The following is an 11398-nucleotide window of genomic DNA, read 5'->3' as shown; positions in this document are numbered from 1 at the left end:
GTTTCCTTCATATGTCATCGACCTTTATGTCTTTAATCATGAGCTGCAAGGTCGTGTTACCGTTATATGTATTTTCTTCGATCGTGTAGCAGATATTGAAAGGTTTCATACCTTTAATATGTGTGCTGTGCTGATGCATTCCGAATGCGATACCGTGGATCGGCGTGTTCGACTTGTCGTCTATCAGTTCCAGTTTGATGTGTTCCAGTTCCTTTCCGACCAGTTTGCTTGTCCCGTAATCTTTTACGTTCAGCGAGCAGAACACCGGTTTTTGGTTGTCCGGACCGAAAGGATTCATTTTCTTCAGTTCACTCATGAACTTGGCATTGATATCTTTCAGATCCAGAACCGCATCGATATCGATTTGCGGAGTCATCTGTTCCGGAATAATTTCGTCGGCAGCCAATTTCAGGAAACGTTCGGTAAAAGCATCCAGGTTTTCCTCCCTCAGGGAAAGGCCGGCAGCGTAGGTGTGTCCTCCGAAGTTTTCCAACAGGTCGCGGCAGTTCTCGATCGCCTTGTAGATATCGAAACCTGTGACCGAGCGGGCGGAACCGGTAATCAGTTCGGACGATTTGGTCAGTACGACTGCCGGACGGTAATACTTTTCCGTCAGGCGGGAAGCGACGATGCCGATCACGCCTTTATGCCATCCGCGGTTGTAAACGACAATCGCTTTCCGGTCCTCCATATTGGCAAATTCATCGATGATGGCATTCGCTTCGTCGGTTATCTTCTTATCCAGCTCCCGGCGTTCGTCGTTGTATTGATTGATGTTTTCGCTCTTTTCACGCGCCGATTCCACATCCTTTGCCAGTAACAGTTCGACTGCTTCCTTTCCGTTCATCATTCGTCCGGACGCATTGATGCGAGGACCGATCTTGAAAACGATGTCGCTGATGGTTATATCTTTTCCGGTCAGTCCGCAGATGTCGATGATACCTTTCAGTCCCAGGCTCGGGTTACTGTTCAGCTGTTTTAGTCCATAATAGGCCAGGATACGGTTTTCACCGGTGATAGGCACGATGTCGGAAGCAATGCTGACGGCTGTCAGTTCCAGCAGTTTTTCCAGTTCCGAGAACGGGAAGTTATTGCTTTTGGCAAATGCCTGCATAAATTTAAAGCCTACGCCGCAACCTGACAGATGCTCATAGGGATAGATGGAATCCACCCGTTTGGCATCCAGTACAGCCACGGCATCCGGCAGTGTATCATCCGGCATATGGTGGTCGCAGATGATAAAGTCGATACCTTTGCCTTTGGCATATTCGATCTTTTCGATTGCCTTGATTCCGCAATCGAGTGAAATAATTAATGAGACTCCGTTGTCGGAGGCATAATCGATCCCCTTGTAAGAAATGCCGTATCCTTCATCATAACGGTCCGGGATATAATAATCCAGGGATGAAGAATAAGGTCTCAGGTACTTGTAGACAAGCGATACGGCTGTTGTACCGTCCACGTCATAATCGCCGTAGATCAGAATCTTTTCTTTATTCCCCAAGGCTCTGTTCAACCGCTTTACCGCCTTATCCATATCCGGCATAAGGAACGGATCGTGCAGGTCGTTCAGGTTGGGTTTAAAGAATTTTCTGGCCTCTTCAGCCGTCGTGATCCCTCTCTGAACAAGCAGCAGGCAGATGATCGGGCTGAAGCCGATTTCGGCTGCCAGTGCATCTCTCTTACGTAATTCTTCTTCTGTAGGGGTTTGAAAATTCCATTTGTTAATCATTATATATTGTTTTTTTCTTTTTCCTTATCGCAGATAATGTGTCGATTGAATCACATTATCATCGAGGGTGAATACCCCTCTTCTTTTGAACCCGTAAAGTTAGAAATTAAAATGGAGAATATCGATGAATATGGCATATAATTATTTCCCCGTTTATATAGTTAGTTGGAAAATAAACCTGTATATTTGTCACAATATTTTAAAAAACAATGACGGAAGATATAAAAAAAGCCTGTGAGGTGATGCAGGCGGGAGGGATAATTCTTTATCCTACAGATACTATCTGGGGAATTGGTTGCGATGCGACCGATGAGAAAGCCGTACAGCGTGTGTACGACCTAAAGAGAAGAGCTGACAATAAGGCTATGCTGGTCCTGATGGATAGCCCGGCCAAACTAAATATGTATGTGAATGATATTCCGGATATAGCCTGGGATCTGATCGAAGTGGCGGATAAACCGCTGACTATCATTTATTCCAATGCAAAGAATCTGGCTGAAAACCTGTTGGCAGACGACGGAAGTGTCGGCATACGTATAACCAATGAAGAGTTTTCACGTCGGTTATGCGAACGTTTCCGCAAGCCGTTGGTCTCGACTTCAGCCAATGTGAGCGGAGATCCTTCTCCTGCTAATTTCTCTGAAGTGTCCGAGGTGATAAAGGATGGCGTCGACTACATCGTTTCTTATCGTCAGGATGATATGGGCAAGGCACAACCGTCGAACATTCTTAAACTGGGTGCCGGAGGTCTTATTCAGGTGATCAGGTAATAATGAAAAGAAACAGACAGGCAGTAAAATACATAGTATCGGATTTTGTATCGGCAGCGGTCGTCTGGTTTTTATTCAACTGGCTGCGTTTTGAAGAGATGGCCATGTATGAGGTGGCTACTTCTTTTACTAACTATCTGACCTACATACAGGTCTTGAAAGGACAGTTGTTCGTACCATTCTTCTGGCTGATATTGTATTATTTTTCAGGTTACTACAACAAACCGCTGGGTAAGTCGAGGCTGACGGAGTTATTCTCCACGTTCGTGACTGTGTTGATCGGAGTGGTTTTTATATTTTTCGTGGTGGTGCTGAATGACTTGCCCCGTTCTTTTCATATTTATTATGAGCTGTTCTTTGCTCTTTTGGGATTACAGTTTTTTATGACTTATATTCCCCGTCTGATAATCACACAAAGCGGTTTGCGAAAGATCAAGAGCCGGGAGTGGGCGATGAATGTCTTGATTATCGGAGCCGGAGCGAGGGCTGCCCGTATTGCCGGCGATCTTTATCGGTTGGGATTTCATATTTCCGGGTTCATACCCGAAGATGAAGTAACGCCGCTGTCGGTGAAAAAGGAAGAGGTGGTCGGGACGTTATCTGATTTGGCATCGGTTATAGCAGACAAGAATATCGACGAACTGGTGTTGGCGGCTGAAACGGACGATAACAAGAAACAGCTTACCATTCTTTATTCGCTTTATTATTATGGCTTGCCGATAAAGGTTTTGGCGGATAAGCTAAGTATGTTGTCGCAGGTGAAGATAAAGACGATCCGGGGTATTCCTTTGGTGAATGTGACGGAAAATAATCTATCGGCAGTTGAAAAGAATATCAAGTATGTGATGGATAAAGTTTTGTCTGCGTTGGTACTGGTGCTGCTCTCGCCGATGTATCTTTATATAGCCTGGCGGGTGAAGAAGGATTCGCCCGGACCGGTGTTTTTCCGGCAGGAACGGATCGGATATATGGGAAAGCCCTTTTATATCTATAAATTTCGGACGATGTATACCGACGCGGAGGATAAAGGTCCTCTGCTTGCTTCGGAGAAGGATAAAAGGATCACTCCTTTCGGTCATGTTCTGAGGAAATATAGGTTAGACGAGTTTCCGCAGTTTTGGAATGTGCTGAAAGGGGATATGTCGATTGTCGGCCCGCGGCCTGAGAGAAGGTTTTTTATCGATCAAATCGTGAAAAAAGCTCCTTATTATTATTTGTTGCATAATGTAAGACCGGGTATCACTTCGTTGGGAATGGTGAAATATGGCTATGCCAATGATGTCGATAAGATGATAGAGCGTTTAAAGTATGATGTATTATATTATGAAAATATGTCGTTGGTACTGGATATAACCATATTGATTTTTACAGTGCGGACGGTGTTTACTGGTAAAGGTATTTGAAATGGCAAAAGAAGGTTTATTTTACAGGTTCCTGTTATGGAGGGACAAGCATATAAAAGAAAAGCATTTTATTCTGGTGATCAGTTTTCTGGTCGGTATCTGTACGGCTGCGTCTGCGATCATCTTGAAACAATTGATCCATCTGATACAACATCTTCTTACCGGCAATTTCGATGTAAGCGGGGTGAACTACCTGTATCTGCTTTATCCGGTGATCGGTATTTTGCTGGCGGGTTTGTTTGTGAAGTACATTGTACGCGACGATATCAGTCATGGGGTGACGAAGATCCTGTATGCCATTTCGCAGCGCAAGAGCCGCATCAAGCCTCATAATACCTGGACTTCCATTGTGGCGAGTTCGGTTACGATCGGTTTTGGCGGATCAGTAGGAGCGGAGGCCCCGATCGTATTGACGGGAGCTGCTATCGGTTCTAACCTGGGGCGTTTGTTCCGTATGGAGCAGAAGACATTGATGCTGTTGGTCGGTTGCGGGGCAGCCGGTGCGATTGCCGGTATTTTTAAGGCGCCGATTGCCGGACTGGTCTTTGTGATCGAGGTGTTGTTGCTCGACCTGACCATGACATCGGTGTTGCCTTTGCTGATTTCATCGGTGACGGCGGCTACGGTCTCCTATATCTTTACAGGTACGGAAGCTATGTTTAAATTCTCGCAGACTGAAGTATTTGAGATTGAACGTATACCGTATGTGTTGTTACTGGGTGTTTTCTGCGGATTGGTTTCTTTGTATTTTACACGGGTGATGAACCGGGTAGAAGGAATGTACCGCAAACTGGGCGTTTACTGGAAGAAGTTCCTGCTGGGCGGTGTTATGCTGAGTGTGCTTATCTTCCTGTTCCCGCCGCTGTATGGTGAAGGTTACGATACGATCGGTTCGCTGCTGAACGGGCAGTTTTCGCATATTATGGACAAGAGTTTGTTTTATAACCTGAATGATACCTATTGGGGGATTCTTGTATTCCTGTTCCTGATCCTGCTGACAAAAGTGTTCGCATCGAGTGCGACCAATGCCGGTGGCGGTTGTGGTGGTATATTTGCACCTAGCTTGTATTTGGGTTGTATCTCCGGATTTCTTTTTGCACATGCTTCCAATTACTTTCCCTTCACCATGTATATTTCTGAGAAGAACTTTGCTCTGTTGGGAATGGCAGGAATCATGTCGGGGGTTATGCATGCTCCGCTTACGGGTGTGTTCCTGATTGCGGAACTTACCGGTGGATACGATCTTTTCCTTCCGTTGATGATCGTTTCCATCAGTTCGTATCTGACTATTCTGATGTTTGAACCTCATAGTATCTATTCAATGCGTCTGGCTCAGAAAGGGGAATTGCTTACGCACCATAAGGACCGTGCCGTTCTGACTTTGCTGAATACGGACAGTGTGATTGAAAAAGATTTCCAGACCGTTTCACCGGAAATGTCGTTGGGGGATATGGTGAAAGTCATTGCGAAATGCGGACGAAATATTTTCCCGGTGATCGATGAAAAGGGCGTTTTATTAGGTGTCGTGCTATTGGATAATATCCGCAACATTATGTTCCGTCCGGAGTTATATAACAGGTTTCATGTATCCAAGTTTATGGTGTCGGCTCCGGCAAAGATACAGATCGGGACACCGATGGAGCAGATCATGGGTATCTTTGACGATACGAAAGCATGGAACTTGCCGGTTGTGGATGAAGAAGGACGCTATGTCGGCTTTATGTCGAAATCAAAGATATTTAATTCATACCGCGAAGTATTGGTAGAAAACTTTTCAGGAGATTAAAAAATGGAAAAAAAAGAGTTACGGATTGTATATATGGGCACTCCCAATTTCGCAGTGGAGAGCCTGCGTGCCTTGGTGGAAGGCGGATATAATGTAGTAGGAGTGATAACAATGCCGGATAAACCGGTAGGGCGTCATGGAAGTGTTTTACAGGCAAGTCCGGTGAAGGAATATGCTTTGTCACAGAATCTTCCGGTGTTGCAACCGGAGAAGCTGAAGGATGAAACGTTCCTGGATGAACTGCGTGCGCTGAAGGCCGATTTGCAGATAGTGGTTGCTTTTCGTATGTTGCCGGAAGTGGTGTGGGATATGCCACGCTTCGGAACATTCAATCTGCATGCATCTTTGTTGCCTCAATATCGTGGTGCAGCTCCGATCAATTGGGCTGTTATTAACGGGGATACTGAAACGGGAGTTACAACATTCTTCCTTACACATGAAATCGATACTGGAAAAATTATCCGTCAGAAACATCTTCCGATAGCCGATACCGATAATGTGGGAACGGTACATGATGCACTGATGGCAATAGGAGCAGGGTTGGTTACGGAGACGGTCGATCTGTTGCTGGCCGGTAAAGTCGATGCCATTCCTCAGGAAGAGTTTATTAAAGATGTCACCGAGTTACGTCCTGCTCCCAAGATATTTAAAGATACCTGCCGTATCGATTGGAATCAGCCGTCAAAGAGAATCTATGATTTTATCCGTGGTTTGTCTCCGTATCCTGCGGCCTGGACGGAGCTGGTGGCTTCGGATGGAAGTCGTCAGGCTTTAAAAGTCTATCAGGCCGAAAAGCGTCCTGCTTCTCATAACCAGGCCATTGGTGTTATTCTTACAGATGCAAAGAGTTATATCGATATCGCCGTGGAGGATGGTTATATCCGTCTTTTGGATCTTCAACTGGCTGGTAAGAAACGAATGGGAGTAAAAGACTTCCTGAACGGAAACAGACAAATCGGAAATTATACCATAAAATAAGAATGGGAGAAACCAGACGAGTTATCTATATCATCCTGGGTTCTTTCTTCCTGATACTAGGAGCAATCGGCATATTTGTCCCATTGCTCCCGACTACTCCTTTCTGGTTATTGACCTGTTGGTTTTATATCCGCAGTTCGGAGAAGTTATACAACCGGGCGATGAGTAATCGCTATTTCGGCTCTTATATCAGAAACTACATGGTTGACAAAGCTATTCCTTTACAATCGAAGCTTATCTCTATTTCTGTTATGTGGCTTTCTGCCATATTGACTTCTCTCTTTCTGATCGAATATCTCTGGGTGAAAGTGCTGCTGATATTGATTAGCATTGGGGTAACCTGGCATATCCTGTCATTCCCTACCAAGAAATAAACGTAAGATTCTACAATGATCGCTCCTGATTGTACAATAAATATATGGGGCAGAATATCTATTTTTGCTTTTACAAAATTCTAATCGTAACATATCATGAAAAAGATCGTAAGGCATCTGTCTGTCATGTTCATATTATGGGGCTTGACTTTCTGCTCTTTATTATCCTGTGGAAATAAACAGAAAGAAATATATGTAACTTCCTGTTTGTTTCCGGAAGGTGTTTCTGTCGATGAAAAGGCGCGTTTGGCTGCCCATGTCGTACCTTCCGACCGTCAATTGGCATGGCAGCAGATGGAGTTTACCTGTTTCATCTGTTATGGTGTAAATACTTTTACCGATAAAGAGTGGGGAACGGGGAAAGAAGATCCGTCCGTCTTCAATCCGACAGAACTGGATGCCCGGCAATGGGCACGGACGGCGAAAGAGGCTGGGATGAAAATGATCCTGCTGACCTGCAAACATCATGATGGCTTCTGTCTATGGCCTTCGGCTTATACCGATTTCTCGGTGGCATCTACTCCCTGGAAAGATGGAAAAGGCGACCTGGTCCGTGAAGTGGCTGATGCTTGTAAGGAATATGGTCTGAAGTTTGCCGTTTATCTCTCTCCCTGGGACATGAATCATCCGGATTATGGAACGGAGCAGTATAATGATTACTTTGTTAACCAGCTGACCGAACTGTTGACACAATATGGTCGTGTCGATGAAGTCTGGTTTGACGGAGCCTGTGGTGAAGGGCCGAACGGGAAAAAGCAGGAATATGATTTCATGCGTTATTATGAACTGATCCGCCGCTTGCAACCTCAGGCTGTTATTGCTGTTATGGGACCGGATGTGAGATGGGTAGGAACGGAGAGCGGCTACGGACGTGATACGGAGTGGAGTGTATTGCCGGCGGCAATATCCAGTTTGACGGCTATCGCGGAATCTTCCCAACAGGAAGCCGGTAGCGGTACTTTCTTGCCGGAAGGAGATAAGATGGCACAGGATTTGGGAAGCCGCACTTTATTGGCTGATGCGAAAGGTGCGATCTGGTACCCTTCCGAGGTAGATGTTTCGGTCCGTCCGGGCTGGTATTACCATGCGTCGGAAGATACGTCGGTGAAGACTCCTCAAAAGTTGATCGATATCTATTACAGTTCGGTAGGGAAGAACTCGTTGCTGCTATTGAACCTGCCTCCGGACAAGCGGGGATTGATCCATGAGAATGATTACGCCTCTTTAATGAATATGAAGCGGATATTGGAAAAGACATTTGAAAAGAATCTGTTGGAGAATGCTGTTTCGTCTGTCGGTGAAATCGGTGATTTGACGGATGGCAGGCTGGAAACTTATTGGCAAGGTTCCGGAAAAACAAATACGATAGAAATATCCTTTGAAGGAGAGCAGGAGTTCGACCGTCTTCTTTTACAGGAAAATATCACGGAAGGTCAGCGGATCGAAGAGTTTGTATTAGAATGCCGGGTGGATACTGAGTGGATACCGGTAGCGGAAGGAACAACTGTCGGGTATAAGCGGATTCTACGATTTGATCCGCTACGTTGTAGTGAAGCACGTATTGTAATCAAAGAATCGAGGGATATCCCTCAAATATCGGAAATAGGTTTTTATAAGGCATCGGAGGAAGAAACGGCTAAGGAATAAACCATCCTTTCGTGGTATCGGGAACCCCGGCGTTCCCCCAACGGGAACCGGAGTGTTCCGATACCGCGAAAGGGCGGTTACTGATGCTGCAACAAAACTGGTTGTCCTGCCTGCTTATTTGATTTAGCAATTGAACGAATTATCTGTTGAGAGTGATTCACTTTCAAATTCATGTTTTACTTGATCAACCCAATGCTTGATCCGTTCATCTGTCTTTTCGGGCTGGTTTTCGATGTCCAGTACCAATCCCACAAACTTTCCTTTTTTTACTGCCTGGGATTGATTGAAGTGATATCCTTCCGTAGAGGTTTGACCTACCACTATTGCTCCCCGTTCAGTAAAAGCTTCTGCCAGATAGCCGATCGCATCGACGAAATTATCCGGGTATTTAACCTGGTCTCCCAGGCCAAAGACGGCTACCTTTTTCCCTTTCAGGTCAGCAGAGGTTACTATCGGCATTATTTCATCCCAATACGTGGGTAGTTCTCCGTCAAACCAGGTTGACGAACCTGCAATGATATAATCGTATGTCTCGAAATCGCTCTCTCCTGAGTTTTCAACCGGGATAATATCGATCTGAACATCATGGAATGCATCTTTTATCTTTTGAGCAACTGCTGCCGTCTTTGCAGTAGACGAACCATAAAATAATCCAATCTTTTTCATATTTCATTCTATTAATAATCCAACAATTCTTTAGCAGCGTTATAAATTTTCTCCTCATTGGGAAGGATAGCCTTCTCGAGTATCGGATTGAATCCGACGGGGGTAAAGATCGAACCGACACGCTGTATCGGGGCATCCAGATATTGGAACAACTCGGCACCGATCATACTGGCAATTTCAGCTCCAAAACCGGAGAACACTTTGTCTTCATGTACGATCAGTACTTTACTGGTCTTTTTAACAGATTCAAAAATAGTCTCTTTATCCAACGGAATAAGCGAACGGAGATCGATCACTTCGACATTCCTGTTATGCTCTTTCTGTAACCGTTCGGCAACATTCAGGCAGAGATGAGTGGTATTACCATATGTAATAATACTCATATCGTCGCCTGCCCGGCGGATGCGTGCCTTGCCGAATGGGACTTCAAAATCATCGGGAACGACGGCAGATGCTTCAACTGCATTATATAAAGCTTTCGGTTCGAGAAACAGGGTGAAGCCTTTCGACCGCATGCTCGTCCGGAGTAAACCGGCAGCATCATCGGCAAAAGAAGGGTAGACGATCCGTGCACCGGGCAACGTAGTCAGCGCCCCTTCGATAGTCTGGGAGTGATATAAACCTCCTCCGATATAACCTCCGGAAGCCAAACGAAGCGTGATGTTGGGAGTGAACCGTCCGTAACTTCTCCAGTATTCGTGGGTACATTCCACATACTGTTCTACTGCGGGCCAGAAATAATCGGCAAATTCGGCCCCTTCTATTACAACATGGATTTTAGGATCGAAACGGCACATGCCATTAGCCGTACCGACGATATAGTCTTCGGCAATCGGGGCATTGAAGACACGGGCATCGCCGAACTCTTGCTGCATTCCTTTTGAAATATTGAAAACGCCGCCTTTCTCTTTGTTGGCAATATCCTGTCCCCAGATAAACGTGTCCGGGTTGTGACGGAATTCTACTTTCAGTGTTTTGTTGATGGCGGTGACCAATGTTTCTTTTTCTCCGTTTTCATCGTGTATGCCGTCCGTATATTTGGTAGGGATATAAGGCTCGGGCAAAACAAAGTCAGTGACAGTGGCAGGATCCGGATCGGGTGCGGCCAATGCTTTCCGGTTGGCTGCGCTCAGGTCTTTCTTTGCTTTGTCTTCTATCTCCTTCAGTTCTTCTTCCGTAAATCGTTTGTAACGGAGAAGCATACGGCGGAATTTGTACAAAGGGTCGGCTGCCTTTACATAGTTCAGCTCGTTTTCGTCGCGGTATAAAGTATGTTTATCCGAATTGGAATGGGAACCGATACGGACACAGTTTGCCTGTACGATTACCGGTGTACGGTTCAGGGCATATTCTTTTGCTTCCGTCATGGCATTCATGGAGTCGAATACGTCCTTACCGTTACAATGGATAATCTTCAGGTTTTTGAAACCGGAGAAGTTATCGGCCACCTTTCGGTTAGCTGTCTGATCCTCCTTCGGAACAGAAATGCCGTACCCGTTGTCCTGAATAACAAAGATAACCGGCAGGCGTTCCGTGCTGGCACCGTTTATCGCTTCATACACGAAACCTTCGGAAGTGGCGGATTCACCGTGGGAAGTGATAGCAACTCCTTTGTGTTTGTAATAAACCATCGCACGTCCGACACCAGCCGCATGCAGGTCGTGTGTACCTGTTGCGGAAGAGATATTTTCTATGTTCCACTCCGTTTTGGCGAAGTGGTTCGACATATGCCGTCCGGCACCAGTCAGGTCGGTCGCCTTAGAGATGCCGTTCAGTATAATTTCTTCAGGAGTCATTCCGGCCGATAATACCGTGAGCATGTCCCGGTAATAGGGGAACAGGAAATCTTCTCCCTTTTTGAAAACCTGCCCGATCGCAAGTTGAATCCCGTCATGTCCGGCGTATGGAGCATGATATGACCAACCTAACGATTGTAGCAGGTAGGCAGGGGCCTTTTCGTCGAGAGCCCGGCCAAGTGTCATCAGATAGAACCACTTTTTCAGGGTTTCTTTATCCGTAGTCTTTATATCGTACTTTTTCAT

General features: G+C 45.7%; 9 protein-coding genes. 6 read left to right on the top strand and 3 right to left on the bottom strand.

Going from position 1 to position 11398, the window contains the following annotated elements; translation table 11 throughout:
• Positions 1-7: 7 nt before the first annotated feature.
• Positions 8-1732 (bottom strand): single-stranded-DNA-specific exonuclease RecJ, encoded by a 1725-nt coding sequence (gene recJ, locus P3L47_RS18105; protein ID WP_277781650.1) that lies wholly within the window; start codon positions 1730-1732, stop codon positions 8-10.
• Positions 1733-1941: 209 nt separating this feature from the next.
• Between recJ and P3L47_RS18100 the strand changes: the two genes are divergently transcribed.
• The 6 genes from P3L47_RS18100 to P3L47_RS18075 all read left to right on the top strand — a co-directional run bounded on the left by P3L47_RS18100 (position 1942) and on the right by P3L47_RS18075 (position 8690).
• Positions 1942-2502: an L-threonylcarbamoyladenylate synthase gene (locus tag P3L47_RS18100; RefSeq protein ID WP_277781649.1), complete on the top strand. Its 561-nt coding sequence runs from the start codon at positions 1942-1944 to the stop codon at positions 2500-2502.
• A gap of 2 nt (positions 2503-2504) precedes the next feature.
• Positions 2505-3905, top strand: a complete 1401-nt coding sequence (locus tag P3L47_RS18095; RefSeq protein WP_277781648.1) for a sugar transferase — start codon at positions 2505-2507, stop codon at positions 3903-3905.
• Between the two features lies 1 nt (position 3906).
• Positions 3907-5691: a chloride channel protein gene (locus P3L47_RS18090; protein WP_122360135.1), complete on the top strand. Its 1785-nt coding sequence runs from the start codon at positions 3907-3909 to the stop codon at positions 5689-5691.
• Between the two features lie 3 nt (positions 5692-5694).
• Positions 5695-6669 (top strand): methionyl-tRNA formyltransferase, encoded by a 975-nt coding sequence (gene fmt / locus P3L47_RS18085; protein WP_277781647.1) that lies wholly within the window; start codon positions 5695-5697, stop codon positions 6667-6669.
• Positions 6670-6671: 2 nt separating this feature from the next.
• Positions 6672-7043 carry a YbaN family protein gene (locus P3L47_RS18080; RefSeq protein ID WP_277781646.1) on the top strand — a complete coding sequence of 124 codons (372 nt, stop codon included), beginning with the start codon at positions 6672-6674 and terminating at the stop codon, positions 7041-7043.
• A gap of 96 nt (positions 7044-7139) precedes the next feature.
• A complete protein-coding gene (locus P3L47_RS18075; protein ID WP_277781645.1) occupies positions 7140-8690 on the top strand; it encodes an alpha-L-fucosidase in 1551 nt (516 codons plus the stop codon).
• Positions 8691-8813: 123 nt separating this feature from the next.
• On the opposite strand, the gene P3L47_RS18070 is transcribed toward P3L47_RS18075, so the two are convergent.
• Together P3L47_RS18070 and P3L47_RS18065 are read right to left on the bottom strand one after the other, a co-directional pair.
• Positions 8814-9356: a flavodoxin gene (locus P3L47_RS18070; RefSeq protein WP_277781644.1), complete on the bottom strand. Its 543-nt coding sequence runs from the start codon at positions 9354-9356 to the stop codon at positions 8814-8816.
• Positions 9357-9367: 11 nt separating this feature from the next.
• A complete protein-coding gene (locus P3L47_RS18065; RefSeq protein ID WP_277781643.1) occupies positions 9368-11398 on the bottom strand; it encodes an alpha-ketoacid dehydrogenase subunit alpha/beta in 2031 nt (676 codons plus the stop codon).

Source organism: Parabacteroides chongii (assembly GCF_029581355.1).
GTDB lineage: Bacteria > Bacteroidota > Bacteroidia > Bacteroidales > Tannerellaceae > Parabacteroides > Parabacteroides chongii.
The sequence above is the reverse complement of the archived record's forward strand: the minus strand, read 5'-3'. Positions and strand labels throughout refer to the sequence as shown.

Coding starts and splice junctions, on each gene's coding strand:
- recJ (WP_277781650.1), bottom strand. CDS start 1,732: ATGATTAACAAATGGAATTTTCAAACCCCTACAGAAGAAGAATTACGT.
- P3L47_RS18100 (WP_277781649.1), top strand. CDS start 1,942: ATGACGGAAGATATAAAAAAAGCCTGTGAGGTGATGCAGGCGGGAGGG.
- P3L47_RS18095 (WP_277781648.1), top strand. CDS start 2,505: ATGAAAAGAAACAGACAGGCAGTAAAATACATAGTATCGGATTTTGTA.
- P3L47_RS18090 (WP_122360135.1), top strand. CDS start 3,907: ATGGCAAAAGAAGGTTTATTTTACAGGTTCCTGTTATGGAGGGACAAG.
- fmt (WP_277781647.1), top strand. CDS start 5,695: ATGGAAAAAAAAGAGTTACGGATTGTATATATGGGCACTCCCAATTTC.
- P3L47_RS18080 (WP_277781646.1), top strand. CDS start 6,672: ATGGGAGAAACCAGACGAGTTATCTATATCATCCTGGGTTCTTTCTTC.
- P3L47_RS18075 (WP_277781645.1), top strand. CDS start 7,140: ATGAAAAAGATCGTAAGGCATCTGTCTGTCATGTTCATATTATGGGGC.
- P3L47_RS18070 (WP_277781644.1), bottom strand. CDS start 9,356: ATGAAAAAGATTGGATTATTTTATGGTTCGTCTACTGCAAAGACGGCA.
- P3L47_RS18065 (WP_277781643.1), bottom strand. CDS start 11,398: ATGAAAAAGTACGATATAAAGACTACGGATAAAGAAACCCTGAAAAAG.